Here is a 25,708-nt window from a genome sequence, read left to right on the forward strand (position 1 = left end):
AAGATATTGCGTGCCGCAGTGCACCGCTACGCCCAAAGCGTGGCGAACGGCGAGGAGCGCTATGCTGCCGTTTCTGCGATCCTCCGTCGAGATCGCCCCAAGCTCGCCGTGCGCGCATCGGGCCAGGCTATCGTGCCGGAAGGCATGGACGCAACCTATGGCGCGATTGAGGCGCTAAGCTTGCTCGACGACAGCTACCTGCTCGTTCAGGGGCCGCCCGGCGCCGGCAAGACCTACACTTCGGCAGAGGCAATCGTCGCGCTGCTAGCTGCAGGCATGCGCATCGGCGTGGCCTCTAATTCGCACAAGGCGATCAACAATCTGCTCAAGGATGTCGAAGCGAAGACGGCCGCGCGCGGAGTGCGCTATCGTGGCATGAAGAAATCGTCGCGCGACGATCAGACCCTCGGCTCTGACGGTTGGATCGACGACGTCGTCGGCGGCAGCGGAAGCGGCGTATCCCCGCACCATCAGCTCGTTGCCGGCACCGCCTGGCTGTTCGCCCGCGAGGATCTCGACAGTGCCCTTGACTATCTGTTCATCGACGAGGCCGGCCAGGTCAGCCTCGCCAATGTCATCGCGATGGGAACGGCGGCGCGCAACATCGTGCTGGTCGGCGATCAAATGCAGCTGTCTCAGCCGATCAAGGGCACGCATCCAGGCAGCAGCGGCCGATCGGCCCTCGAACATCTGCTGGAAGGACATGCGACCGTGCCAGCTGATCAGGGCGTATTCCTGCCCATCTCCCGCCGCATGCACCCCGACCTCTGCGGCTTTGTCTCCAGCGCTGTCTACGAAGGACGCCTTGAGGCGGACGCGAGCACCAAACGACAATGTATCGACGTGAATGTTGCGGCAGATCCGGCGGCATTGGCGGCCACGGGCCTGCGTTTCGTCGAAGTCGACCATGACGGACGTACGCAGCGATCGCCCGAGGAAGCTGAGCGGCTCGCGACCACCTACCGCGCCTTGCTCGGGACAAGCTGGTCCGATCAACACGGCAAACGCCACGAGATCGGCACCGATGATATATTGGTCGTGTCGCCCTATAACATGCAGGTCGAGCTGCTGCGGCGCACGTTACCCGAAGGCGCACGGATTGGAACGGTTGACAAGTTCCAGGGTCAGGAAGCGCCGGTCGTGCTGATCTCGATGGCCACTTCGTCAGGCGACGATCTCCCCCGGAACATAGAATTTCTCTATAGCCGCAATCGCCTGAACGCGGTGATCTTCGCCAACCCCAGGTTGCTCGAAATTCCTTGCTCGACGATCGCGCAGATGGAATTGGTGGATGGCCTATGTTGGGCTAAGCAGTTTGCCGACAAGCAGCGGGATCAGGCCAGCACGTGACATTGGTCCTGCTCTGCTGCCAGGCACTAGCTACCGCTGTGGGAAGCTGAGAGGCTTGTCTCTTAGGTAGGCTTTCCCAGCATTTCTGGCGTTGAAAGTCTACCGGGCGCTGCCTGAAACCCGCCGTTCGTTGCGGATCTGGGCAACCAGAATGGGCGACCGCTTGGGATGCAGATTTGGCCCCGCGAACGTCGGCAATGTCAGCGAGAGCGACTAGCCGATTCCCCTCATTCTTGGTCGCGCCCAGCTCTTGATGCGCTACCCTGCGGGCGACCTGCTCTATTCGCGTCTCGCGAACCGGGCCTGTAGTCCCGGCCCATGCGGGTGACGATCAGGAGCGGGGAGGGGGAGCGGGAAGGCTCGATAGACGCACTCTGTCCCGCAGGCCGTTGGCCTGCTCCTGAGGGTGCGGAGTCTTTTGTACTGACCCGCAGGCACTCTTGCCTCGCTCATTGCCGGACGCCCGCTGGCCCACAGGCCCGGGCGCAGGGCGTCCGGCTGCTTCGCTCGTGCAAGGGTGCCGATGTGTTTGCAGGATCGCTTCGCGATCCTGGGGAACGCCATGGGCTTCGCACTGTCGCTCCCAGACCGGAACAGCGACCCGCGTGTGACGGGCGGCGACCGCTGGCCCACGCCAAGGTAGCGGTTCCGGTTTTCCCTCCCCCTCTCATCCTCGCCGGAAAGCAGGCCGTAAGCTCGGCTGGCCGGTCGATCACCGGCCCCTCTTGTCACTCCAGATCTGTTGGGTCCGTACCTCGCTGAAGAGCTGGTCCTGCCCTTCGTCTTGGCGGGTGACGGAAGCCTAACCGCCGTGACGCCAAGTCAGTACGCGATGACGGCTAGCGATATTGCCAAGCGTTTCACCGGGCATGGGATTGAGGTGATCCTTCAATCCGACCGAGAGCAATTGCTGACTGTGGAATAGGGCGAAGGCGTAGTCTTGAGCGTCGAGTCACTCATGCGACCAGTGATCATTCATCATCCAAGAACACATCCCCTTTCATGACTAATCCACGCCCCTGACCGAACCCGGTCAGGCCATGCAACGTGCGCTCATGCGGACCGTGTTGTCAGGCTTCGCATGCCTGCCCGCACCACTCCTTTGAGCGACGTTTCCCTCTCTGCGTTCGGTGCAGACCTCCCCGTGCCAGGCCTCATCGGGGCTCAGTCAAAGGGATAGTCCCTTGGACGGAAGAACAGCTTCGAAAGGTCAGAACCATGAAGAACACCGTCACCCTCGTCGGCTTCGTCGGCAACAATCCCGAGGTCCGGACCGCTCAGTCGGGAGCCTCGATCACCAACCTCTCGCTGGCCACCACCCGCAGCTTCAAGGACGGCGAAGGCAACCGCCAGACCGAGACCGAATGGCACCGGATCACCTGCTTCAATGGCGTCGGCAAGTGCGTCGCCGAGCATGTCACCAAGGGGGCGATGGTCATGGTCACTGGCCGGATCCACTACACCCGCTGGACCGACAATGCGGGCCAGAATCGTTACGGCTGCGAGATCATCGCCGAGCAGGTCGACTTCCTAGCGAAAGCCAAGGAAGCGACCTCGGACGAGCCCAAGATGCGGCGCGCTAAGTAGCGCCGCAGAGGACAGATTTCGTCCTTCAAGGCCTGGATCGGCACCAGCTGATCCGGGCCTTTCGCGTGCTAATCATCCCTTTCGAGGCCATCGCGAATGCGTGAAAATGAGCGACCTCCGCCTGATCGAGTTCGCGCGCCCAAAATGGCTATTTGCTTCCGTGAAGCGGAACATTGGTACAATTTGAAGACCGCTGGGGGTTTCTCTCAAACGCCAGATGGGCTAGGTATACTGCGGGATTGAGGCTCATTTTCCCTGAAAACACGAGCAGCAATTTCTTGAACAAAACCGGTCCAAGTTGGGAACAGATTCAGGCACACCCTACGCGACAAATCGCGGCTGGAAATGGCGGAATTGTGCGGGTTACGGGAGGTGGCAGCTTCTCAATCAAAAATGATTGGCAATTCGGATTTGATTAAATTGGCCGTTTTCTGCGGGTTTTCGGCAAATCATCTTCGGGTCACAGTTTGCCAGCATGCTCGACCTCAAACCACCCGCCGAACTACCTGTCCGCGCTCAGTCCTTCCATTGTTCCCCATGCTTTGGCCAGTCTTCGTCCCCTACCAAAAATATGTCTTCAAACTGCTTGGGGCTACCAATTTCATGTGTAACGGGCACCCCGTCATTCTCCGCCAGATGGTCCATCCATGCTCGACCGATCCTCGCTGGCAAGTTTGTTGCCGCGTCGTTCAATGACCTAGGGTGATACGTGAACGTTAGAGGGTTGGTCTGCGTTTCACCGGTAATCGGAACACTGCAAATTATCAGGCCATGTATCGAACTATAGGCTCCCGGCCTGAGAACTCGCCCCGCAACCGACGCGATAAATCCTGCGTGTAAAGAAAAATGCGCGGGCACCGCGATTACAACAATTCCTCTGGCATCGCTGAAACCCAACTGATTCACTGTGGACCGAATCTGCTTGTTTGCAGATCGCAGTTCTTTGCGTACCCTGTCTCCAAGGTGATGAAGAAAGGCATTTGCAAGCTCTGCGTCCATTTGATCCATCGGGATAGAGTCCGTGCCAAAAGGAACTGGCCCGCCATTTCTAATGGCCTCAGCCCATATCTGGCCGCTCCTTTTTCGGATCGCATCGACCTTATTGCGATCAATGGTAACAGTCTTCACCTCAATGATAATCCGATCATCGACAAAGACGGCATCAGCGCGCGTAGCCTGCCTATCGACAATCAAAGCCTCACAGGGTTGAGCGCCTGCTTTGGTCAATGCCGCGCAAAACTGATCGTGAATTTCGTCAATAATCATGGCTGGCACATATAGGCATAGGGAGCGCGGGCTTAAAAGACGCCTCTATCCGCTCGATTATTCGTCGGGCTTTTCTTCCCAAGCTCTAATTGCGCTGGCGGTTACCGGTATAGACTCTCCATGCTCGCCGCGCCGCCTGCTCAGACCATGATCGGAGAGAATGCTGGCGACTTTCTTTCTCGCAGCGTTCTTTGTCATGCCTCTGTTTGCGAGGAATAACACCGCCGCTACTCCTGCTGCCGCAATGGCGGCGACATTGTAACCGCCCTTGGTTCCTGGGATCCTCGCACCGGACCGCAACAAAATGTGTTCTTTGGAGCCTGAACGTGCAGCGACATTTGCGGCTATCAGCGAGATGATAAGGCGGTGCGAAGGGTCTTTTGTGTCAGGGAAAAGCCCAGCAATAACGCCGATTGCCGTCGCAGCATACTCTTGCGCCGATTTTGCATCATCACGCGCAACCGCTTCAATATATTTCTCGGATGCTTGCCGAAAGATGTCTTTTACCGCTTCGCATCGCTCATCTTCAGCTAATGCCCAGATTGTTTTCGGTGCGCTCGTGTAGTCAGGATCAACCGGTTTCGGTTCTTTCGCTGGCCCCCAAGTGGCGACATAATTTTTTGGATCAGCCATACCGCCTCCCTAGCGGTTCCCAAATGGTGGGCGGGGAAGCACGTGGGAAGCGCACTTGTCGGATGGCCGACCTATCCCCGCCGGACAGAATATGGGCGGATATTGCCTCTGTCAGGTGCTGAGCCGAACTGCTTTCTCCGGAATGTAAGATAGGGTAGGCGCTCGTCCTGCGAGGAGAATGACATGAATGTGTGGCCCGACGACCTATTCCAATTCGCTTTCATCAACAACACAGACCAGCGAATTGCCGACTTGGCTGCACTAGCAGAGGAAGAGGAATGGGATTACTTGGACAGCCAAGCGAATCGGCCAAACCCTGTCCTGTTCAACTACCTGCGATACACCTACGCACGTCTTGCGGAGGAGGGGAAGATCGAGCTGTCGGAGGACGGGCAGAACATCACTTTCAACACTGGATTGGTCACGCCAGCGCAGGAGCCGATATTCGCTTTCTTCTCCAGGAATAACATAGCGGACAATCAGCCTTGGTTTCTCCAGCGGTGGGTGCGCAAAGGCGAGGCGGACTTGGTGCGGTTCCCGTCGCTGCCAGACATGGCACATTACTTCGACGATCCGTCGTCGCTGGTGTTCGATTGCAAAAAAGAACTGCGAGCAAACATCGAGCACATCATAGCAGACAACAAAGCGCGCTTTCCCGCCCCGTACGACATGATGGATGACTACGCTCTCCAGACATTCCTAAAGGGCTCGATTGATAACGCTAAGGAGCGGGTCCGCCGGAACTACAAGACTGCAATCCCACAGTACTATCGCGGTCGAATCCAGCTACTCCTACCGCTCTGCATTGGAAGCCCACAGCGCGCCGATCTTGCGCTCGTTGCGGAGGATCATGGTGTATTTTATCGTGCTTCGACCTGCTTGACGCTCGACATGGCCTACAACAACGCCCGACAGCTTGCCCGGCCTGATCGGGACTGGCTCGCGCCCTAATCTGATGCGTGCCGATAGATTAGGACTGGCTTATGGGACGGTTGACGAATGGGTTGCTTGGCGCACTAGCCTTGCTCTTCGACAATCGCAGCCGCCAATTGAAAGATGAAAAGAGGCTGCGAACGCGGTTTAAAAACTGGCATAGCCCCTTCAATCAGTATGGGACGTGCTTTACCTGCAACGGCACCGGCAAAAAGACGTTTGACTGCAAGATTTGTAGTGGCAGCGGGACCTATCGTGGTGAATGCCGAACGTGCAACGGAACTGGCACGTTTCACCCAAGAGACAAAGAATGCAGCTCTTGCCATGGCACCGGTCAATTCGAGTCCCGACCTTGCCGGAAATGTCTTTCGACCGGCACATATTTCCCAGCTGAATTTTTTACCTGCAATGGCTGCCAGGGCACAGGCAAATGCTCGGGGGCAAACTGCGTGGCTTGCTCAGGTTTGGGGAAGACCCGAAAGCGGAAAGCCTTTCCTTGCAAGCCGTGCGGTGGGAATGGTCGCATTCACGCGCCCTGCAAGCGTTGTAATGGTCGTGGTGACTATAATGTGCAATGCAGGAAGTGCGGCGGTTCGGGGTGGTTTAAACGCGGATCGAAATGATGGTATGATTACCCGGCTTCGGCCTTCCTGATTGGCGTCACGTTGGCGCCAACCGCCGGGATCGTGGCGCAATAGGTGGCCCAATCGTCCATGAGCCGCCGCCGCTTGTCGAACAGATCGCCGCGCCGATAGGCCCGCTCCACCTTGTTCTCGATAGTATGCGCCAAGGCCATTTCCGCCACCTCATGGGCATAGCCGGTGCATTCGGCGGACCAGTCGCGGAAGCCCGAACGGAAGCCGTGCACCGTCACGTCAACTTTCATCCGGCGAAGCAGCATCGACATGGCCATGCCCGACATGCTCCCGCCCTTGGTTGCCGGGAACAGCCATTCCTTGCGCAGCCCTTGCGTGGACTTCAAAATCTCCACGGCGCGCGCCGACAGCGGCACGCGATGTTCCTTGCCCGCCTTCATGCGGCTGGCCGGGATCGTCCAGATTGCCTTGTCCAAATCGACCTCATCCCACTTCGCGCCGATCACTTCCCCGGTGCGGGCAGCGGTCAGGATCGTAAATTCCAGCGCCAGCGCCGCGACGGCCTCCCGCTTGTGCAGCGCGCCGACAAATGCGGGAATCGCTTCATAGGGCATCGCCTTGTGGTGGCCGCGCGTGAGCCGGGACCGGACAGGCAGGATTTGCGCGATATGGCCGCGCCACCGGGCCGGGTTTTCGCCCTCACGATAGCCCCGCGCCTTGGCGGCATCGAGGATCGTTTCCATGCGACCGCGCACGCGGCTGGCAGTCTCGGCCTTGGCTTTCCAGATCGGCTCAAGGATTTGCAGGACGTGTGCAGTCTCGACCTCGGCAACCGGCAATTCCCCGATCACCGGATAGACATAGGTGGCCAGCGTGTTTTTCCATTGCTGCCGGTGCTTGTCATTGCGCCAGCTTCCCTCATTCGCGCCGATGTAGGTTTCCGCCACGGCCTTGAAGGTAATTCCGGCGACTTGTGCCGCCTGAGCCGTTGCAAGGGCCTCAGCGGCCTCCCGCTGGCGTTCCTCAAGGGGATCAATCCCCGCCTTCACCTTGAGGCGCAGCGCGTCGCGGGCATCGCGGGCATCGGCAAGGGAAATGCCATCCGGTCCAGCCGTGCCAAGGCCAATGTCGCGCGACTTGCCGCTGAGCATGAAGCGATAGACCCATGACCGGGCACCGCTTTCCTTAACAAGCAAATGCAGCCCGCCACCGTCCGCATGGCGACCTGGCTTTGCATTCTTCACCGCCAAGGGCGTGAGCGCGTTGCTGAGCTTCTTGGGCATGATGGCTCCCTGCCAGGGAACCGAACCTGCCCTATGATCGCCCTAATGGCGTCGCGGGCATCGCGTTCCCATAACCGTTCCCCGATAATAGCGCGGTTTTATGGGAACGCAATGGGACGCATTCGGACGGGCGGAACGTTGTAGCTCTACAAAAACCGCTAATTCGCGCCATTATCGTGGTAGAATCTGAATGCCACCGGACGCTAGTTAGGCGGACTCCGTCTCCGCCATTTGGTTCAGGGTAATATCGCCGGAAAAGCGTTTTCCTGAGCTTCGACCTGTACGCCGAAAGCAGGGCGCCGCGTTACGTTAGGCTGCGGCCGCGGCGAAGTTCGGGTCGCTGATCATTTCGAAGGCAGCGGCGCCATTGACCGGACGGCTGTAATAATAGCCCTGGATGCTGCTGCAGCCCTTGTCCCGCAGTTCGGCCAGCTGCAGCGCGTCCTCGACACCTTCGGCGGTGGTTTCCATTTTCAGCGCCGTTGCCAGCACCACGATGGCGCTGACGATGGCGGAAGCCGATGCGTCGCCGACGATGGTATCGACGAACGACTTGTCGATCTTGATTTTGTCAAAGGCAAAGCTGCGCAAATAGCTGAGCGAGGAATAACCCGTTCCAAAATCATCGAGCGCGATGCGAACGCCAAGCGATCGCAATTTCTGGAGTAACGCCATCACCGGACCATCGCCGTCAAGGAAGACGGATTCGGTTATTTCGATCTCCAGGCGGTTGGGCTGTAGCCCGCTGCGGGCAAGAACCTGCATCACTGTGGCGGCGAAACCGGGATGACGAAACTGCAGCGCCGATACGTTTATCGCTACCCGGACGTGACCAGGCCACGTTGCCGCCTGGCGGCATGCCTCATGGAGAACCCATTCGCCAATGGCGACAATCAGGCCGGTATCCTCGGCGACCGGGATGAAATCAACTGGCGAAATCGGTCCGCGGACAGGATGATTCCAGCGAATCAGCGCCTCGAAGCAGCCAATGCGATGGGCGTTCAAATCGAAAATAGGCTGGTAATTCAGTTCAAACTGACCAGTCTTAAGAGCCGAGCGCAGGTCCAGTTCGATTTGGCGGCGTTCGCGTGCAGCCTGATCGAGCGACGCCTCGAAAAAGTGAAAAACCCCCCGTCCGTCCTGCTTGGCACGGTAAAGCGCCAGATCCGCGTTTTTCAATAGCTGGACAGAATTGGCCCCATCGTCCGGTCCGATGGCAATCCCCAGGCTCGCCCCTGTCGGGATGCAGAGACCATCGACAAGCATGGGCTCGACCAGCGCATCGATGATTGACTGGGCCAGCGCGCGGGGTCGATCTTTTTCGAAGCCCGAGGATAAGATAATGGCGAACTCGTCACCGCCAAGTCGCGCAACCAGTCCATCCGGCGTAAGTCCCAGCAACACCTTGGCCACGCTGCGCAGCAAGGCGTCGCCGACCGGATGGCCCAAAGTGTCGTTGACACTCTTGAAGCCGTCGAGATCGAGATAGAGCACTGCGAGTTGTTCGCCCGTGCGGGTCAGCCGGGACAGTTTTTCATCCAGTGACTGGCGAAAGAACGCGCGGTTCGGAAGGTCGGTCAGTTGATCGTGAAACGCCAGATGCGTGATGCGGCTTTCCCGCTCGACAATCCCGGCGGACATCCGGTTGAAGCTGTCAGCAAGTTGTCCGATTTCGTCGGTACCGATCACATCGACTTCGGTCCGGTTTCCTTCCTCCAGCGCTTGAGCAGCCCGTTGCAGCGCTGTAATCGGGCGGGCAATCGCCCCTGCCAGCCGCAGGCTACCCAATATCACCAGCGCAAGGACAATCAGGCCAGCCAGCAAGATCCCGAACTGGATTGGCCGAAATGGCGCCAGGGCAAGGCTGGTCGAATACCGCAGCAACATAACCGCCTGCGCCTCGCCCTGGGGTCCTGCCAATGGCCGGGCCAATGCGTAGAACTCCTTGCCGCCGACATCGATGGTCGAGATGACGCGAGAAACCCGCGACGAGCTTACCAGGGTGTCGATATCGCTGGTGGGCGGAACAACTCCGTCAGCTGATTGCCAGTGACCGGCAGGACTGCGTTGCAGGATCGTCGCCACCATCGGAATAGCCGACAGTTTTTCCAGACTGCGCATTTCACCGGCATCAAGCCTCACGGCGAATACCACCCAGCCGATTTCGGTCGGGGCAAGCACAGGGGATGACACGAGGCGATAGGTATCGCCGCCCAGCCCGATCACTGCGTCGCGGCGCCCGTCTGCCAACTGGAAAGGGAGCTGGGCCATGGCTTGGGCCAAAGGACCCGTCGCGCCAGTAACGCTGCCATCAAGCCCGACGACTGCAGCAACCGGAACCTTTGCCCGGGCCTTCAACGTTTCAAGCGCCGAAAGGATAGTGAGCTGATCCCCGCTGGCCACGGCAGAGCGAAAGCCGAAGTCACGCGCCAATACGTCCGATGTACCGGTGAGCGACTGTTCGCGTAGAGCCCAAATACGGTCGTAGACGGTGCCGCTGGTCACCATTTCGGCGGTGACTGAACGGCGCGCCTGGCCCTCGATCATAACCTGCGCAACGATCGCGACGACCACAAAACCTAAGATGAACAACCCGGCATACAGCGCCGCCATGCGCGTTCGCAGCTGGGTGGGACGGAACTTCGAGAAGGTCATCGAGCCGGGGCAATTTCTGTAGCAAGCCCGCCAGCTGCAACAATGGCTGGGCGCGATACTGAATTGTTCGGAGCGCGGATCGAGGGGTGCCACAAGGCCAGGCTCACCTGGCCGGGCGGTACTCCGTCGATCACCACGCGCCCGCTGCCATCGGTTATGGCGACGAAAGGCGTCGTCGTCACGAATACGAAAGCGCTCATCGCATCGTGGATGTTGCAGCCGATCGCGGCCACGCCCGGCCTGTCGAAAGTCACCGACTTGGTTTCGTCGCGTCCATAAAGCTTGAGTTCGAAACGCTTTGCCGGCGAAAAAGAATAAGCGTGATGGCGCACCCTGTCACGGTTGGGAAAACTGACCGTAGCGCCAACAGGCACAATCAGGACGTGCGGGGCAAAGGCGATGTTCTGCTGCGACATCGTGTAAGTGCCCCGCGGCTGAGGGCGCGGTGCACCGGCCACCGTGATACTGACCACAGCGCCGGACAGTACCCGGCCATCGGCACCCTTGGCGACTACGGTCACTGGTGAGGCAAGCGATGCGGCTGCGGTCAATATCCAAAGACCAGAGGCAAGGCAGATTCGGTTAAACATGACAGGCGTTTAGCCGCCACGTCCTTCAAAACGGTATAGCCAGACTTAGCGGAATATTTACCACGTTCAGCCATACCGGCTTGCAGTTTACTGGCGGCAGGAGCGCGGTTTGTACATGATTCGGATGGCGGCACTGTTGCTCGTTTGCAGCGGCTGCGCCGGACCGGCTCTGGCCGGGGAAAGCCGCAGCGGCGGCAAGCTAATGCTGACCGGGGGCGTGTCCGCAGTCGAGGGTTCGGCTGGTGGCGGTTTGGCGACCTGGGCCGTCATTGCCGGAAACGAGACCGAAGACGGCATTGGCGGGTCTGCACACACAACGCTGATTGAGCTTCCCGACTTTCGCCTGACCAGCTTCGGCGGGGCGATCGGCTGGCACGACCGGGTCGAGATTTCCTATGCGCACCAGACCTTTGACACACGCGATGCCGGTGCTGCGCTCGGGCTAGGACGAGGCTACACGTTTGGCCAGGACATATTCGGAGCAAAAGTGCGCTTGTTCGGCGATGCGGTCTGGGGCCAGGACACAGTGCTGCCGCAGGTATCGCTCGCCGTGCAACACAAGCGCGGCAACCGGCGCGATCTGGTCCGGGCGCTGGGGGCCAAACAAGCCAGCGGCACCGATTTTGTCGTTTCGGCGACCAAGGTCATTCTTTCCAAGAGCCTGGTCGTCGGGGGGGCGGTCCGTTTCACCAAGGCTAACCAGTTCGGCCTGCTTGGCTTCGGCGGTGATCGCCGTACCGGGCGGAACGCGCAATTCGAAGGATCAGCCGGCCTTCTTGTCACGCCTAGTCTGGTGCTTGGGGCCGAGTTTCGCAGCAAGCCCGATAATCTGCGTTTCGCCAAGGAAGATGACAGCTATGATCTGTTCGCGGCCTGGTCGATCAGTCATCATGTGGCAGTCACGGCGGCCTATGCCGATCTTGGCGAGATTGCTACTTTCCGCAAACAACGCGGCCTGTTTGTTTCCTTACAAGGGAGCTTCTGATGGTTCTGCTGCTGACCGCTGCCCTGTTGCTGGGCGGTTCCTACATTCCCGCTGCGGCCGAAGATCCAGTTGATCCTTATACCCAGAGCAATGCCAATGCCCATGCCCGGCCATTTTCCGGCGATGCCATGTGGCGCGCGTTTCACGGCGCTGACGGCGTATCGCGCGTGGTCGATGGCATGGTTGACCGCAGTATCGCCGACAATCGCATCGCTGATATTTTCAAGGCGCGCGATCTGGTCAGGCTGCGGCGTACGCTCAAAGAGCAGTTTTGCTACATCCTCAACGGCGGGTGCGATTACACCGGTCGGACAATGCAATCAGCGCACAAAGACCTTGGCGTGCAGACCGCCGATATGGGGGCACTGGTCGAGCATCTTCAGGCCGCCATGAAGGCTGAACGGATCGCCTTCCCGGCGCAAAACCGCTTCCTTGCAAAACTGGCGCCGATGAAGCGCGCGGTTATCAAGCAATAAGTCGCCAGTTCCAGCAAGACTTAGGGATAACGGCGCGTTCAGTGGCTCTATGCAGCGTCGACCAGAACCAGTTCGCTGTCCTCTAGCGCGCGGACAACAATGACATCCTCGCCAGTAATGGCGGCACCATCACGGGCGCAAAGACGTTTGCCGTTCACTTCGACCGTGCCCGTGGCGGGGACAAGGTAGAGGTGGCGACTCTTGTCGGTGTGATACTCTGCCGCCTCACCGGCCTTTAGCGTTGCACCCGATACGCGGGCGTCGGCACGGATAGGCAGCGCATCATCGCCAGCGATACCCGATGCGAGTGGCACGAACTGGCCTGCTCGGTCACTTTGCGGGAACGGGCGCGTGCCCCAGGTCGGCGCGCCGCCTTGGCGATCGGGCATGATCCAGATCTGGAACAGGTCGGTCGGTTCATCCTCAAGGTTGTATTCGGAATGGACGATGCCTGAACCCGCCGACATCACTTGTACGTCGCCAGCCTGCGTGCGGCCGCTATTGCCCATGTTGTCACGATGCGAAATTGCGCCATTCCTCACGTAGGTAACTATCTCCATGCTGCTGTGGGGATGGGGCGGGAACCCGCTGTGCGGAGCAATCGTATCGTCATTCCAGACCCGGATGTTGCCCCATTGCACGCGATCCGGATCATGGTAGTCCGCAAAGGAAAAATGATGCCGGGCATCAAGCCAACCATGATTGGCGCTGCCCAGGGTGGCGAACTTGCGAATATCGATCATCTGTTTTCTCCACGCCCTTGCCTGATGCAGAAGGCTGCGCTGTCCATCTGCCTGACGATGGCATTTCGCGCTTCATGGTCCAGATAGGCACCAATCTGGCAGGTTGAAGATGGTTACCTGGGCGATACCTGCCTGTCGCGCGCGCCGCTTTGCACCGTGAGTTGGGGTGATGTAGTGGTCTGGCATGGACAGTGCAGCACACCATGCAGTTTTGAACAATGCACCCCGTCCGCGCAGCCGAACCCGGTTCGAGACCAAGCGTGAGGCAATCCTGGATGCTGCCGCAAATCTCATCAATCACCGCGGTGCACGCGGCGCCACATTACAGCATGTCGCGGCTGCCGTCGGGCTGAACACCACCAGCGTGACCTATTATTTCAAACGCAAGGAATTGCTGGCGGCTGCGGTGTTTGAACGGTCGCTGCAGCGTATCCAGGCCATGGTCGAAGTAGCCGCCGCCGAACCGTGCCCCCGTGACCGTGTGTTTCGCTTCATCCGCCTGCATGTCGACCTTCGCGCTGCGGTAATAGCCGGTACAGCCAAGGCGCTGGTAAATCTGTCCGATATTCGCACCCTGGATCACGATCTGCAGCGCCCGCTGATTGACCATTATATGCAAATATTCAGGCTGGTGCGCGGATTCTGGGGACCGTTTAGTGAAGCCCCGCGCCGCGAGCTTTGCACGGCACGGGCGCACATGCTGCTGGAAGTCGCGTTCTGGTTGCCGGCCTGGCTGGAGCGCTACGCAATCAACGATTTCGACCGGGTAAGCCGCCGGATCTGTTCGATCCTGGAGGAAGGGTTGGCGGCGCAATCGGCCGGCCGTCAGGCACGCCTGTTTTCCGATGAGGCGCTGAGGGGAGCTATGCCAGGCCACGACCGCGCTGCGGAAAGTTTTCTGCGCGTGGCGACGCGGCTGATCAACGAAAGCGGGTATCGCGGCGCCTCCATAGTGCGGATCGTGGGCGAGCTGAACGTCACCAAGGGCAGCTTTTATCACCATCTCGATGCCAAGGACGATCTGGTGCTGGAATGCTTCAGGCACAGCTACAAGCGCGTGGCAGTGGCACAGTGGCTGGCTCATCGCGAAGGGGCCAGCGAATGGGAACGGTTGAGCGGAGCGATCGCCACGTTGGTCGATATCCAGTTTCGCGCCGATTGGCCGCTGACGCGCACCACTGCGCTGCAGGCGCTGCCCGCCGATCTGCGGGCGGACGTGGTTCGGCGATCTGATCGGATTGCGCTGCGTTTCATGGGTACACTTGTGGATGGAATCCGGGACGGATCGATCAATCCGGTTGATCCGATGATCGCAAGCCAGCTGATCCTCTCTACGCTCAATTCGGCCTACGATCTTAAAGGTTGGGCAGCCCGCTTGCCGCGCGAACGGGCGATCGCTTTTTATGCATCAACCTTGGCCGACGGCGTGTTTGATGATGCGGTCCTGGCTTGGTCGGATGGATTTCTCCAGCCGGACGCACCGGCTACCCAATGATTGCAGCACGCAGGAACCAGTTGTGCCGTCACCCCGTTTTGACTGCCGACACGATCAGGACCGATCTTCGAAGGAATGTGCAATGACAGTAGGCGAACTGATGGCCGAAAGCGGTGTGGCCTTTGGCACCAGCGGAGCGCGGGGTACGGTTGTGGCCATGACCGACCGGGTATGCCACGGCTACACCGTAGGGTTCCTGCGTTATCTGGAAACCGTGGGTGATTTTGAACCGGGCACAAGGGTCGCATTGGCCGGCGATTTGCGCCCAAGCACGCCAGGTATCCTGGCGGTCTGTGCGCAGGCCGTTCGCGATATGGGCGGGGAACCGATTTATTGCGGCCTGGTTCCGACACCTACCCTGGCACTGTTTGCATTTGCAGCGGGGATGCCATCGCTGATGGTCACCGGAAGCCACATCCCGGCGGACCGCAACGGGATCAAGTTCTATCGCCCGCACGGCGAAGTGCTGAAACAGGATGAGGCGGGAATGATGGCCCAGCCGGTTGAAATCGCAGGGCGCAGCTTTGCTGCAAACGGCAGCCTGACATGCGGCGCAGCCCTGCCTGATCCGGTGATCGTTGCCCCCGCCTATATTGAACGATACCGCCGCGCCTTTGGTCCGCAGGCCTTGGCCGGCAAGCACATCGGCGTATACCAGCACTCCGCCGTCGGCCGTGACATTGTGGTCGATATCCTGCGCGCGGTGGGCGCAGAAGTCACGCCGCTTGGCCGGTCTGAAGTATTCGTGCCGGTCGATACGGAAGCCGTCCGCGACGAGGACGTGGCGCTGGCCCGTCAATGGGCGCGCGAACATGGCTTTGATGCGATCGTATCGACTGATGGAGATTCCGATCGGCCGCTCCTGGCGGATGAGCAAGGAGAATGGCTGCGCGGCGATGTTCTGGGCGTGCTTTGCGCGCAGCAGCTGGGCGCAGACCGGGTGGTGACACCGGTATCCAGCAACACCGTCCTGGAAAAGTGCGGCGCCTTTGACGAAACCGCCAGGACCCGGATCGGATCGCCCTATGTTATTGCCGAGATGAGTGTGCAGCTGGCGGCCGGCGGCAGGAAGGTCTGCGGATATGAAGCAAACGGCGGCTTCCTGCTGGGGAGCGATATTGCCATGGGAAATCAGACACTGACAGCTCTGCCCACCCGCGATGCTGTCTTGCCGGTACTTTCGGCCTTGGTCGCAGCAGGCAATGCGCCGCTATCAGCGCTGGTTGCAGCCCTGCCCCCGCGAGTGACCTACAGCAACCGCATCGAAGCTTTCCCGACCGAAACGAGCACGCGTATCCTTGCCCGGCTCGAACAAGGCACCGACACACAGCGGTTGGAAAGGATTGAGCAGGCGTTCGGTGAAATCGCAGGAAAACCGGTCGGCATCGACCGTACCGATGGACTGCGGATTACCTTTGCGTCGGGGAATGTGATCCATCTGCGTCCTTCAGGCAATGCACCGGAGCTGCGCTGTTACAGCGAAGCCCGGGATGCGGCCACAGCCCGTGCAATCAATGACGCAGCGCTAGATGTAGTGCGCAACAGACTGGCGCGCGAGGCTTTGGCAGCGTGATCAGCGCAGCGGCTGGGCAATCAGGCCTTTGTTACCGGGGCTAAGCCTAATGTCAGCGGCGGCCTGCACCGCGGCGCACTGGCCCGCTGCGACTGTCTGATCGCCCAGTACCGCTTCGCCTTCCACGGGGACAACCAGCAGCGGACCGCTGGAAAAGGCATGATGGGCCTGTGGCGAAAGCGGCCCGTCATAGCGTGTCAGCCGAAACAGCGGCCCGTCTACCAGTGCAATTTCGCCCCTTGGCGCGACATGCCGCTGGCGCGGATCGGCGTAAACCTCTCCCTTTGCGACAGTCATGCCATCGTCCAGGTGCAAATCGCGCGGGCGGCCATAATCATATAGCCGATAAGTGATGTCGCTGTTCTGCTGAACCTCGATCAGGCTCACCCCGGCACCTATGGCGTGGACTGTATTGGCAGGAATGTAGAAGAAATCGCCCGGCTTGACTGGAAACCAGGTCATCATTCCTTCGATTGATCCATCGACCGCCGCGCTGCGCATGGTGGCCGCATCAACGGGCTGGTTGAAGCCGATGCCCAATTGCGCCCCTTCGTCCGCAGCAATGACCAGCCAGCATTCTTCTTTGCCCTGACGGCCCAGACCGGAATGCAGCGTCTGGGCATCGCTGGGATGCACCTGCACCGACAGTTTTTCACTAGTGAAGATGTATTTGACTAGCAGATCCGGCAACTGTGCGGGCGGTTCGAACCATACCTCACCAATCCGCTGACCATCTGGGGCATGGAACGGAGCCGGCAGGCTATCCTTGCCCCAGGGCTTCTCAACCATCCGCGTTGGCAGGGTCATTGGTTGGCCGCCTTTAAAAGCTTGCCGACTTTTTGCGCCCCGTCAGCCGTGGTGACGAGGATATCAGCGCCATCCACCACAACGATAATGTCACTCAGGCCGATGACTGATACGTGCGGACCATCGCTGTCGACCAAAACGTTGCGGCAATCGACCATCTCGACATCGCCGCGACTGGCATTACCAAAACTGTCACGGTCAAGCGCGGCGTGCAGCGCCTGCCAGTTGCCAATGTCTGACCAATCTATGTCGGCCGGAACCATGGCTGCACGGCTGGTATTTTCCATCACCGCATAGTCGACCGATTCGCTGTCGATCCGGGCAAAAGCTTCGGGATCGGGGTGGAACTGTGCACCCTTTGTGCTGCCCTTGGCGGCAGCGTCGCGTGCTGCGGCCAGTATTGCCGGCCGATGGGCGGCCAGCTCTTCCAGAAATGTGGAAACCTTGAATGCGAAGATCCCCCCGTTCCAGGCATAACCGCCGTGGGCGACAAACTCCTTCGCACGGTCCAGGTCAGGTTTTTCGACGAACCGGGCCACGCGGTAGCCCGCATCGCCGATCGGTTCACCCCTTTGCAGATAGCCGAACCCGGTTTCGGGTGCAGTCGCCTCGATCCCGAAGGATACCAGCCAGCCCTGGCGGGCAAGCTCGGCGGCCTTGCCGGCGGCAGCGCAGAACGCATCGGCATCGCCGATGTGGTGATCGCTGGGGCAGATCAGCATGATCGCGTCGTCCGGCAGACGCAGCGCGGCAAGCGCAATCGCCGCAGCAGTATTGCGGGCGGACGGCTCGACGATGATCTGAGCGCCTGCTTCGCCGCTGACCTGGGCAGATACGTGCTTGAGATGGGCCTTCCCCGTCACCACCACTGGACCGGCAAATTGGTCTTGGTTGCCGCAGCGGCCCAGCGTTGCTTCAAACAGCGTGCTCTCACCAACAAGTGGAAGAAACGGCTTGGGTTTAGTCGCGCGGCTGCGCGGCCACAGCCGCGTCCCGCTTCCACCGCACAAGATGACAGGGTAGATTTTTCCGTTCTCAGTTTGCATTTCTTATGTCTTTCTAGGATCAGTTCATCAATGCCAGCAAGTCTGACACGGTCGTCGAAGCAAAGCCCACCGCACTATCGGAAATGCCATAGGGAATGAGCAACGCTTCTCCGACTTTCATCGCGCCGCAGGTGTAGATTACATTGGGAACATACCCCGATCGATCGGCATGTTCGGCAGTCAGTACCGGCTCACGCGTCCGGGCAAGCACTTTCGATGGATCATCGCGGTCCAGCAGCGCGCAGCCCAGCGCGTATTTGCGCATCGCGCCAACTCCGTGGGTCAGCATCAGCCAGCCAGCGTCAGTCAGAATGGGAGCGCCGCAATTGCCGATCTGGATGAACTCCCACGGGTATCGCGGCTCCATCAGCAGGATGCCGTCATCGTCCCAGGTATCGATGCTGTCCGAGCGGAGGAGGAACAGGTTCTTCCCGTCCTGACGTCCGATCATCGCGTATCGCCCGTCGATATGCCGGTCGAACAGGGCCATGCCCTTGTTGCGCCCCGCCTTGCCACGGATCGGTTCAAGCTGGAACGAGCGGAAATCGCGAGTGCGCAGCAATTCTGAGCGGATCGAACTGCCAGAATAGGCCGTATAGGTGCCGATCCATTCATAATCGCCTTCACCGTGCTTGAAACGCACAAGCCGCAAATCTTCAAGGCCTCCGCGCTGCTGTTCGGTGATCGGGAAGATGACGCAATTGGAAAGGGTGCTTTCAGCATTACGATGAACTGTTACGCCGTCATCCGCATCGGTCAGCGATGTATCATCGATTACAGCGGCAGTAGCGAAATGGCTTTGTGGCCACAGCTGAAATGAACCATCAGGCTCGGCAATACCCTCGCGAAAGGCGATGGAGCTGATGTGACCTTCGCCCACGGCACGCAGCGACATCACAAAACGGCAGGCCCCCGCGCCCATCCCGGATTGGTCGGGGTGCGGAACGATCGACGGGTTCATCAGCGCTGCGGCGGCATAGGTATATTCGTGGCAGAAGTACGCGCCGATCAACCGCTGCCGAGCGGGTGAAAATCCCCGGTCGTGCAGGCCGTGGTGATGCTCTACTTCACGAAACCGTTCTTCGAACAGCTGCTCGGTCTGCCAGTGCCGTTCGGCGAAATCCTGAATGACGCGGTCGTATTCGGTCTCTACCTGTTCGTCGCTCAGTTCGGCGACATCTTCAACCAGGCGGGCAGCGCGATCAACCGGAGCGCTGGCCGATTGCCAGCCCAGGTGGAACGGCCTGAGGACCACGCGCGAAGGGTCGGCATGCAGACGGGTATCATGAATGAGCAAGCGAGGGCGCTGGCTCGTGGTCAACTTCAGCAAGCGTTTCCCCTACGCATTGTGTTGTCCGCCGGTCGGCCAGAAGGCGTTGCAAAGCAACGTGACCCAACTGGAAGGCGAGGATCGATTCTGCACCGCAGTTGGCATTGACTCCGCGCGGGGTCACCCCATCACGGCACCGCCCACTGGCGATATCCCCCAGTATAACACCGCGATCATTCGCGCCAAGGAACCAACGATAAGCTGTCGTAGCATGATCGGCCCAGCGTTTCGCGGGCTGTTCAATGTACGCTACAAGCGCCGCCTCGATAGCGGCCTGTGCTTCCAGCGGTTGCTGGTCAAACGGCATCTGCCCGTGATCCAGTCCGAAGCTTTCCGAACCAACCGGGCGGAACATCCCGTTTGCAGCAACCTGCCGTTCGGCGATCCAGTCAAGCGTGTCCAGGCCCAAGTCCGTCCAGTCACTTCGTCCAAGCACGCTTCCCGCTTCGATTAGGGCCTGAGGCAAGCGAGGATTGTCATATCCCAGCACCGTTTCGAACCAGGCCCAGTCCGGACGGCGCGATGCAGTCAATAACCTTTCCAGCAGGCCAGCACCGCGGTGGATCAAGGCTTCAGCCGCGGCATGCCGCCCTTCGACACGCAGCACCGCGCAAGCGCCGATCATCCCAAACGCCAGTGCACGCGGCGATTCGACCCCGTCCAATGTGTGAAGGGTTTGGTCGAACAGATGGCGAGCCCAGTCCTGCATATCGGCAAAGGGGGAATGCTCGGCCGTATCGCCCAGCGCCCACAGCGCGCGGCCGTTGGAATCGTCAGACCCTTCATCTTCGCACCAGGTCCGATCGAAACGCATGAAGTTGCGGAAGTGGTTACGATCCGGATTCCATGCGTACTGGATGAAGCTGGCGAATGTCGACGTCCACGAAAGCCGATCGACCGGGCTGATCGCCGGGGCATGGTTCATCAGTATCAGGGCGCGGGCGTTATCATCCAGACAATAACCGTGCCGCCGATCAGGGACGATTCCGATAGCATGCTGAAGCATGCCGGTCGCGTCGCACATTGCTAAAAATCCGTTCAGACCGGGCGTAGCGCTTAGCGGGATTTCCCCAGGCGGCTGCACGGCAGCGGACTGGACCAGGGCGGCACTTGCGTCAGAAAAACGCGGCCAGATTGTTTTGCGTCCTTCCGCGTAGGCACGGCGGCGTGTCGCGGCAAGATAGTCAGGATCATCCAGCAGCGCGTTTACGGCATCGGCGATTGCCTTGCTAGAGCTTGGTTCAACCAACACGCCAACGCCGTCGGCAAGAAGCTCGCGGGCATGGACGTATGGCGTCGCAACGACGGCCTTACCCAAGGCGATGGCATAGCTCAGGGTGCCAGATGTGGCCTGCTGAAGGTTGGGATACGGCGTCAGGTAAATGTCGCAAGCTTCCAGTTGATCGAGCAATTCAGGCGTATCCAGAAACCTGTTGTCCCATTGGATGTGCCCGGCAACACCCAGTTGCTCAGCAAGGGCAATCAGCCGTTCGCGATACGCCTCGCCTTCGTGGGCAACAAGATTTGGATGGGTTGCCCCGACGATCCGGTAGATCGTGTCGGGATGACGCGAAACTATGCCTGGAAGCGCGGAAATGGCGTGTTCCAACCCCTTGCCAGGGCCAAGCAGTCCAAACGTCATCAGCACGTTGCTCTCGCCAAGCCCAAGTACCCGTTTGAAATCCGCTTCTCGTCCGAAGGGCCGGTCAGGGGCGCCGTGCGGGATGATTGCCACGCGGTCGGCGGGAGCTTTGTACAGCTTCACCAGCAGTTCGTGGCCATGAACTGACATGACCATGATCCGGGACGCGCGGGAAATCAGATGCTCGACAATACGCCGCTGGTTGGCGTTGGGCTCGCTTAACACCGTATGAAACGTGATAACCAGCGGCGCGGCTATCCGATCAACCAGATCGCAAACCATTTCGCCGTCGGGGCCCCCGAATATGCCAAACTCGTGCTGCAGCCACACAGCATCGGGGGCGCTTTCATTAATCCGGCGAGCCGTTGCGATGTAGGCATCGCGGTCGTCCTGATCGATCCGGTTAACGCCGGAAGGATATTCAAGCCCGCTTTTGCCCTTGTCGAAGGCGTAGACGCTCGTTGCAATTTCTTGGTGGTAATGGCCCAGCTGCTCAGCCACGTCTGCGGTGAACGTGGCGATGCCGCATTTGCGCGGAACGTAGGTGCCGATCAAGGCAAGGTCGAGCGAACGGTTTGACGCATTACTTGCCGGGTTACGTGCGAAAATCGGGACAACAGGACTTGTTTCGGGACGATCAGGAAAAAGGCTATCGTCCGCATAAGGGTGGTTCATGTTAGTGCCCGCAGTGAAAGTATGTCTGGTTAACACGTTGCCAGCAACGAAGTTCCGCAGTTGCTAAGAAAAGGAGGCGTTCCGGCGCAAACTTGCGGCAAACGGTTGCCGTTAGTTTGTTGCAGCGCAACATTGTTGTCTTTGCTTAATTGGTAGAAACCTGCAAACCGCTACAAGTTTCCGATTTAGCGCCATTGCCGTAAGCTGTGGCAGAAGGCTAAGGCGAGCGCTGTGCCTTCTGATCCCGCCCCATCGCCCGGACCGCTAAACGGCCTTCGCGTCCTTGACCTCAGCCGTGTCCTTGCCGGGCCGTGGTGTTCACAGATGCTGGGTGATCTTGGCGCGGATGTTATCAAGATCGAACAGCCGGGTCAGGGTGACGATACGCGCCGGTGGGGCCCGCCGTTCCTTGACGATGGGTCGCGCGATTCGGCGTATTACCTATGCGCCAACCGCAACAAGCGTTCGGTCGCCATCGACATGGCTGCGCCCGCAGGGGCCGATCTGGTCCGCCGCCTGGCTGCGATGAGTGACATCGTACTGGAAAACTTCCGGGTCGGAGGCCTGGCCAAATACGGGCTGGACTATGACGGCCTGCGGGCGGTCAAGCCTGACCTTATCTACTGTTCGATTACTGGATTCGGGCAGAACGGACCAGATCGAGACAAGGGCGGCTACGATTTCCTGATCCAGGGGATGAGCGGGGTGATGAGCGTCACCGGCCGGCCTGATGGCGAACCAGGCGGCGGTCCGCTCAAAGCGGGCATTCCGATCACTGACCTTTCGACCGGGCTTTACGCGACAATCTCTATTCTGGCGGCGCTAAACCACCGTAACCGGACCGGCGAGGGCCAGTATATCGACCTGGCCCTGCTTGATTCGCAGGTGGCGCTGCTGGCCAATCAGGCGTCGGGATGGCTCAATGGCGGGGTCGAGCCGCGCCGGATGGGTAACGAACACCCGGCGATTGCGCCCTATCAGGACTTTACCTGTGCCGATGGTGATGTGCTTATTGCGCTAGGCAATGACCGCCAGTTCGCCAAGCTGTGCGGCGTGCTGGGCGTGGATGACCTGGCCGTGGACCCGCGCTTTGCCGTGTCAGGCACCCGCAGCGACAACCGCGATGCACTGTTTGCGATAATCAAGCCGATTATCGCAGACATGACTTCTGCCGCGTTGATTGCTGCGCTGGATGCGGCCGGGCTGCCTTGCGGCAAGGTCAACACGGTGCCCGAAGCGCTGAACCTCCCGCAAATCGCAGAGCGTGGGTTGGTTCACGAAATCGCGCGCGAGGACGGCACCCCGGTCAAGTTTCTGGGTTTTCCTGCCAAAATGTCGCGAAGTCCTGTCAGCTATCGGCGCGCACCGCCGCGCTCGGCGCAGGACACCGCCGCTGTGCTTGAGCAGGAGCTCGGGCTCAGCGCGGCCGAGATTGCGCAGCTTGCTGCAGCGGGAATCATTGCCGAGCAGCTTTGATCCTTTCTGCTTGTGTAATGTCGGCCCTTCAGGGTTTGCGGCGCTGCAGCCCCGACCGTTTGCAGCTGGCCACCATTTCACCCCGCTGGTTCCACGCCTGGTGCTGAAAGGTTACGATTCCCGCCTCGGGCCGCGACTGTGACGCGCGCAGGTCAAGCACTTCGGTGACGATGTTAAGCGTATCGCCGACGAAAACCGGCTTGGGAAAGCGCACTTCATCCCAGCCCAGATTGGCCACTGCTGTTCCCAAGGTGGTATCGCCTACGCTGACCCCCACCATCAGGCTTAGGGTGAAGCATGAATTGACCAGGATCTGGCCATATTCGCTGTCCTTCATGGTCTCAGCATCAAGATGCAGCTGGGCCGGGTTGTGACTCAGCGTCGTGAACAGCAGATTGTCGGTTTCGGTCACTGTGCGGCGGATCGCATGTTCGAAGCGCTGGCCCACCTCAAGTTCATCGAACCACAACCCTGCCATGCCACGCCTCCACTAAAAGTGGCCGCCCCTTAACAGCCGCCGCGGTGCAAGGCCAGCGCGGCCACCTTGGAAACGTTCTCATGAAAGCCGGGCAAACCATACGTATGGGGCTGGACTTCCCCGGCCCAAACGGCATGAATGCGGCCGCATAACACATCAAAAAAAGGGAGAGGCTGCATGGCAGCGCCAATCACAGGGTCCACCGCGCCGCAAACAGGCAGCGCGAAAAGCGGCGGAAGCACCACGACTGTGCTGCTGCTGGTTTTTGCCGTCTTTTTCATCTTGGGCGGGGTTACAAACATCAACGACCTGCTGGTCGGCAAGTTCAGGCCAATGTTTCAATTGAGCCATGCCCAGGCCAACCTGGTGCAGATGGCCTTCTTCATCGCCTATGCCGCCTTTTCGATCCCGGCCGGCATCATAATGTCCAAGCTGGGCTATATCCGTACCTTCGTGCTGGGTTTCGTCATGGTTGCCGCCGCTGCCCTGCTGTTTATCCCGGCATCGAGCAGCGCCTCGTTCGGCGGGTTTCTGGCCGCGCTGTTCTTCATCGGAGCAGGCATCACCGTACTGCAGGTGGCGATGAACCCGGTCATCACCACGCTGGGGCCCACGGAAACTTCGCACAGCCGGCTGACTTTTGCCCAGGCGTTCAATTCGATCGGTGTCACGCTGATGGTCTACGGCGGGGCCAAGGTCCTGCTTGGCGATGCCAAGCCGATCGATGCGGCCACGGCTACGGCAGATCAGATGCAGGCCTACCGCGTGGAACAGGGCGCCTCGATCGGGCACGCCTACATGTGGCTGGCCATTGCCATGCTGGCCATTGCCGCGCTGTTCTGGGCATTCCGTTCGGCGCTGGACGGGGCCAAGGCCGAACAGACCAAGGTCGCCGGCACAATGGATCTGCTGATGACCAACCGCCGCGTCCAGTTGGGCGCGCTTTGCATTTTTACCTACGTTGGCGCCGAAGTGGCGATCGGATCAAACATGATCGCCTATCTTGGCGAACAAAGCGTGATGGGCCTGGGGCTGGAAGCGGCAGGCAAACTCGTGGCGTTCTATTGGGGCGGGGCAATGATCGGCCGTCTGGTCGGCGGTTTCGTGCTGCGCATGTTTAAGCCGGGCCGCGTGTTGACCGCCTATGCCGCCGCCGCCATCGGCCTGATCGCACTCTCTGCATTCAGCATGGGCGCGATATCGGGCTGGTCCCTGATCCTGGTCGGTTTCTGCAATTCCCTGATGTTCCCGACTATCTTCAGCTTGGGCACCGAAGGATTGGGCGACCGCGCACCGCAGGGGTCGGGCATTCTGTGCACGGCCATCGTCGGCGGGGCGCTGGTGCCCTACCTGTTCGGCACGGTTGCTGACGTAAGTCACGACATCCGTATGGCCCTGATCGTTCCGGTGATCTGCTATGCGATCATCGCGGGCTTTGGATTGTGGGCAGTGCGCAATCCCACTTCAGCCGCGACTGCGCAATAGACCACGACGAAACCGGGCGGCAGCGATCAGGCCCGCCCGGTTTCGCTGGCAAGCAGCGCCGGATCGATCCCCTCGGCCCGCCAGGTGGCGGTCCAGCGTTTGCGGGTTGGCGTATCGAACAGGATTTCGGGGCGCCCCTGCGCCGCATACCAGCCGTGTCGACGCATCTCTGCATCAAGCTGCCCACTGTCCCAGCCCGAATAGCCCAACACCACGACAAATTGCTGCGGCCCGGCCCCGGCGGCAATGGCGACGAGAACCTCTCTCGACATGGTCATTGCCCCCAGAACACCGGCATCGATGGTTGACTGTCCGCGCCAATCCTTGCTGTGAAGGACAAAGCCCCGCTCGGTTTCGACCGGCCCTCCCAGCAGCACTGCATCGTTGGGCGCTTCGCCTGGATCTATGCCCAGGTCGGACAATACGGTGTGTAAGGTTACGCCCTCAACTGCCTGGCCGATTCCCAGGCCAAGCGCGCCATTGGCGTCGTGCTGGACCATTGCAATCACCGCGCGATCAAACCGGGGATCGCCCATTCCGGGCATGGCGAGCAGCAAACGCCCGGCAAGGAAAGTCGACTCAATTTCCGTCACACCGATCGAGG

The 25,708-nt window shown here is 59.9% G+C and carries 23 protein-coding genes; 10 read left to right on the plus strand and 13 right to left on the minus strand.

Annotated elements, in window-relative coordinates:
- From Q0L62_RS10545 to Q0L62_RS10555, 3 genes are all read left to right on the plus strand, one after another.
- A partial coding sequence (locus tag Q0L62_RS10545) for a DEAD/DEAH box helicase (protein WP_296679573.1) occupies positions 1-1,350 on the plus strand: 1,350 nt, incomplete at its 5' end.
- Between the two features lie 742 nt (positions 1,351-2,092).
- Positions 2,093-2,275, plus strand: coding sequence for a hypothetical protein (locus Q0L62_RS10550; protein ID WP_296679574.1), 183 nt, complete (start codon positions 2,093-2,095; stop codon positions 2,273-2,275).
- Positions 2,276-2,568: 293 nt separating this feature from the next.
- Positions 2,569-2,937, plus strand: coding sequence for a single-stranded DNA-binding protein (locus tag Q0L62_RS10555; protein WP_296679576.1), 369 nt, complete (start codon positions 2,569-2,571; stop codon positions 2,935-2,937).
- 516 nt (positions 2,938-3,453) lie between these two features.
- On the opposite strand, the gene Q0L62_RS10560 is transcribed toward Q0L62_RS10555, so the two are convergent.
- Both Q0L62_RS10560 and Q0L62_RS10565 read right to left on the minus strand, forming a co-directional pair.
- Entirely contained in the window at positions 3,454-4,203 is a 750-nt protein-coding gene (locus Q0L62_RS10560) for a hypothetical protein (protein ID WP_296679578.1), read from the minus strand.
- A 57-nt stretch (positions 4,204-4,260) separates the two neighbouring features.
- The gene (locus Q0L62_RS10565; protein WP_296679580.1) at positions 4,261-4,836 is read right to left on the minus strand and encodes a hypothetical protein; all 576 of its coding nucleotides are present in this window, start codon (positions 4,834-4,836) and stop codon (positions 4,261-4,263) included.
- Between the two features lie 183 nt (positions 4,837-5,019).
- On the opposite strand from Q0L62_RS10565, the gene Q0L62_RS10570 reads away from it, so the two are divergent.
- Positions 5,020-5,787: a DUF3825 domain-containing protein gene (locus Q0L62_RS10570; RefSeq protein ID WP_296679582.1), complete on the plus strand. Its 768-nt coding sequence runs from the start codon at positions 5,020-5,022 to the stop codon at positions 5,785-5,787.
- A 65-nt stretch (positions 5,788-5,852) separates the two neighbouring features.
- Here Q0L62_RS10570 and Q0L62_RS10575 read toward each other — a convergent pair whose 3' ends face one another.
- The 4 genes from Q0L62_RS10575 to Q0L62_RS10590 all read right to left on the minus strand — a co-directional run bounded on the left by Q0L62_RS10575 (position 5,853) and on the right by Q0L62_RS10590 (position 10,824).
- On the minus strand, positions 5,853-6,095 hold the full coding sequence (locus Q0L62_RS10575; RefSeq protein WP_296679583.1) for a hypothetical protein: 243 nt from the start codon (positions 6,093-6,095) through the stop codon (positions 5,853-5,855).
- 305 nt (positions 6,096-6,400) lie between these two features.
- A complete protein-coding gene (locus Q0L62_RS10580) occupies positions 6,401-7,648 on the minus strand; it encodes a site-specific integrase (RefSeq protein WP_296679585.1) in 1,248 nt (415 codons plus the stop codon).
- A gap of 309 nt (positions 7,649-7,957) precedes the next feature.
- Positions 7,958-10,303, minus strand: coding sequence for an EAL domain-containing protein (locus Q0L62_RS10585; RefSeq protein WP_296679588.1), 2,346 nt, complete (start codon positions 10,301-10,303; stop codon positions 7,958-7,960).
- Positions 10,300-10,824, minus strand: a complete 525-nt coding sequence (locus Q0L62_RS10590; protein ID WP_296679589.1) for a methylamine utilization protein — start codon at positions 10,822-10,824, stop codon at positions 10,300-10,302. The genes Q0L62_RS10585 and Q0L62_RS10590 overlap by 4 nt, the downstream gene beginning before the upstream one ends.
- Positions 10,825-11,008: 184 nt before the next feature.
- Between Q0L62_RS10590 and Q0L62_RS10595 the strand changes: the two genes are divergently transcribed.
- The gene (locus Q0L62_RS10595; RefSeq protein WP_296679592.1) at positions 11,009-11,878 is read left to right on the plus strand and encodes a DUF3034 family protein; all 870 of its coding nucleotides are present in this window, start codon (positions 11,009-11,011) and stop codon (positions 11,876-11,878) included.
- A complete protein-coding gene (locus Q0L62_RS10600) occupies positions 11,878-12,354 on the plus strand; it encodes a group 1 truncated hemoglobin (RefSeq protein ID WP_296679594.1) in 477 nt (158 codons plus the stop codon). Before Q0L62_RS10595 ends, Q0L62_RS10600 begins: the two co-directional genes overlap by 1 nt.
- 47 nt (positions 12,355-12,401) lie before the next feature.
- On the opposite strand, the gene Q0L62_RS10605 is transcribed toward Q0L62_RS10600, so the two are convergent.
- Positions 12,402-13,097, minus strand: coding sequence for a pirin family protein (locus Q0L62_RS10605; protein ID WP_296679595.1), 696 nt, complete (start codon positions 13,095-13,097; stop codon positions 12,402-12,404).
- A gap of 184 nt (positions 13,098-13,281) precedes the next feature.
- Here Q0L62_RS10605 and Q0L62_RS10610 point away from each other — a divergent pair, with 184 nt between their 5' ends.
- Complete coding sequence (locus Q0L62_RS10610) at positions 13,282-14,592, plus strand: TetR/AcrR family transcriptional regulator (protein ID WP_296679597.1); 1,311 nt, start codon at positions 13,282-13,284, stop codon at positions 14,590-14,592.
- An 82-nt stretch (positions 14,593-14,674) separates the two neighbouring features.
- Positions 14,675-16,165: a phosphomannomutase gene (locus tag Q0L62_RS10615; protein WP_296679598.1), complete on the plus strand. Its 1,491-nt coding sequence runs from the start codon at positions 14,675-14,677 to the stop codon at positions 16,163-16,165.
- On the opposite strand, the gene Q0L62_RS10620 is transcribed toward Q0L62_RS10615, so the two are convergent.
- Genes Q0L62_RS10620 through Q0L62_RS10635 form a run of 4 tightly spaced genes read right to left on the minus strand, consistent with a single transcriptional unit; the run spans position 16,166 to position 21,665 of the window.
- Complete coding sequence (locus Q0L62_RS10620; RefSeq protein ID WP_296679600.1) at positions 16,166-16,972, minus strand: class I mannose-6-phosphate isomerase; 807 nt, start codon at positions 16,970-16,972, stop codon at positions 16,166-16,168.
- Positions 16,969-18,018, minus strand: a complete 1,050-nt coding sequence (locus Q0L62_RS10625; protein WP_296679603.1) for a mannose-1-phosphate guanylyltransferase — start codon at positions 18,016-18,018, stop codon at positions 16,969-16,971. Before Q0L62_RS10625 ends, Q0L62_RS10620 begins: the two co-directional genes overlap by 4 nt.
- 19 nt (positions 18,019-18,037) lie before the next feature.
- Positions 18,038-19,273, minus strand: a complete 1,236-nt coding sequence (locus Q0L62_RS10630) for a glycoside hydrolase family 130 protein (protein WP_296679604.1) — start codon at positions 19,271-19,273, stop codon at positions 18,038-18,040.
- 28 nt (positions 19,274-19,301) lie between these two features.
- On the minus strand, positions 19,302-21,665 hold the full coding sequence (locus tag Q0L62_RS10635) for a glycosyltransferase family 4 protein (RefSeq protein ID WP_296679607.1): 2,364 nt from the start codon (positions 21,663-21,665) through the stop codon (positions 19,302-19,304).
- A gap of 231 nt (positions 21,666-21,896) precedes the next feature.
- Between Q0L62_RS10635 and Q0L62_RS10640 the strand changes: the two genes are divergently transcribed.
- The gene (locus Q0L62_RS10640) at positions 21,897-23,141 is read left to right on the plus strand and encodes a CaiB/BaiF CoA-transferase family protein (protein ID WP_296679609.1); all 1,245 of its coding nucleotides are present in this window, start codon (positions 21,897-21,899) and stop codon (positions 23,139-23,141) included.
- Positions 23,142-23,169: 28 nt separating this feature from the next.
- Here the strand turns inward: Q0L62_RS10640 and Q0L62_RS10645 are convergent, their stop codons facing one another.
- Positions 23,170-23,619: a MaoC family dehydratase gene (locus Q0L62_RS10645; protein ID WP_296679611.1), complete on the minus strand. Its 450-nt coding sequence runs from the start codon at positions 23,617-23,619 to the stop codon at positions 23,170-23,172.
- A gap of 177 nt (positions 23,620-23,796) precedes the next feature.
- On the opposite strand from Q0L62_RS10645, the gene Q0L62_RS10650 reads away from it, so the two are divergent.
- A complete protein-coding gene (locus Q0L62_RS10650; protein ID WP_296679613.1) occupies positions 23,797-25,104 on the plus strand; it encodes a sugar MFS transporter in 1,308 nt (435 codons plus the stop codon).
- Positions 25,105-25,130: 26 nt separating this feature from the next.
- On the opposite strand, the gene Q0L62_RS10655 is transcribed toward Q0L62_RS10650, so the two are convergent.
- Positions 25,131-25,640 (minus strand): YqgE/AlgH family protein, encoded by a 510-nt coding sequence (locus tag Q0L62_RS10655; RefSeq protein WP_296679617.1) that lies wholly within the window; start codon positions 25,638-25,640, stop codon positions 25,131-25,133.
- Positions 25,641-25,708 lie beyond the last annotated feature (68 nt).

This window comes from Novosphingobium sp., assembly GCF_024642085.1.
GTDB lineage: Bacteria > Pseudomonadota > Alphaproteobacteria > Sphingomonadales > Sphingomonadaceae > Novosphingobium.

What these genes read in the sequence shown, in the direction of transcription:
- Q0L62_RS10555 (WP_296679576.1), top strand. Translation starts at nt 2,569, where the DNA reads ATGAAGAACACCGTCACCCTCGTCGGCTTCGTCGGCAACAATCCCGAG.
- Q0L62_RS10560 (WP_296679578.1), bottom strand. Translation starts at nt 4,203, where the DNA reads ATGATTATTGACGAAATTCACGATCAGTTTTGCGCGGCATTGACCAAA.
- Q0L62_RS10565 (WP_296679580.1), bottom strand. Translation starts at nt 4,836, where the DNA reads ATGGCTGATCCAAAAAATTATGTCGCCACTTGGGGGCCAGCGAAAGAA.
- Q0L62_RS10570 (WP_296679582.1), top strand. Translation starts at nt 5,020, where the DNA reads ATGAATGTGTGGCCCGACGACCTATTCCAATTCGCTTTCATCAACAAC.
- Q0L62_RS10575 (WP_296679583.1), bottom strand. Translation starts at nt 6,095, where the DNA reads ATGGCAAGAGCTGCATTCTTTGTCTCTTGGGTGAAACGTGCCAGTTCC.
- Q0L62_RS10580 (WP_296679585.1), bottom strand. Translation starts at nt 7,648, where the DNA reads ATGCCCAAGAAGCTCAGCAACGCGCTCACGCCCTTGGCGGTGAAGAAT.
- Q0L62_RS10585 (WP_296679588.1), bottom strand. Translation starts at nt 10,303, where the DNA reads ATGACCTTCTCGAAGTTCCGTCCCACCCAGCTGCGAACGCGCATGGCG.
- Q0L62_RS10595 (WP_296679592.1), top strand. Translation starts at nt 11,009, where the DNA reads ATGATTCGGATGGCGGCACTGTTGCTCGTTTGCAGCGGCTGCGCCGGA.
- Q0L62_RS10600 (WP_296679594.1), top strand. Translation starts at nt 11,878, where the DNA reads ATGGTTCTGCTGCTGACCGCTGCCCTGTTGCTGGGCGGTTCCTACATT.
- Q0L62_RS10605 (WP_296679595.1), bottom strand. Translation starts at nt 13,097, where the DNA reads ATGATCGATATTCGCAAGTTCGCCACCCTGGGCAGCGCCAATCATGGT.
- Q0L62_RS10610 (WP_296679597.1), top strand. Translation starts at nt 13,282, where the DNA reads ATGGACAGTGCAGCACACCATGCAGTTTTGAACAATGCACCCCGTCCG.
- Q0L62_RS10615 (WP_296679598.1), top strand. Translation starts at nt 14,675, where the DNA reads ATGACAGTAGGCGAACTGATGGCCGAAAGCGGTGTGGCCTTTGGCACC.
- Q0L62_RS10620 (WP_296679600.1), bottom strand. Translation starts at nt 16,972, where the DNA reads ATGACCCTGCCAACGCGGATGGTTGAGAAGCCCTGGGGCAAGGATAGC.
- Q0L62_RS10625 (WP_296679603.1), bottom strand. Translation starts at nt 18,018, where the DNA reads ATGCAAACTGAGAACGGAAAAATCTACCCTGTCATCTTGTGCGGTGGA.
- Q0L62_RS10635 (WP_296679607.1), bottom strand. Translation starts at nt 21,665, where the DNA reads ATGAACCACCCTTATGCGGACGATAGCCTTTTTCCTGATCGTCCCGAA.
- Q0L62_RS10645 (WP_296679611.1), bottom strand. Translation starts at nt 23,619, where the DNA reads ATGGCAGGGTTGTGGTTCGATGAACTTGAGGTGGGCCAGCGCTTCGAA.
- Q0L62_RS10650 (WP_296679613.1), top strand. Translation starts at nt 23,797, where the DNA reads ATGGCAGCGCCAATCACAGGGTCCACCGCGCCGCAAACAGGCAGCGCG.
- Q0L62_RS10655 (WP_296679617.1), bottom strand. Translation starts at nt 25,640, where the DNA reads ATGGGCGATCCCCGGTTTGATCGCGCGGTGATTGCAATGGTCCAGCAC.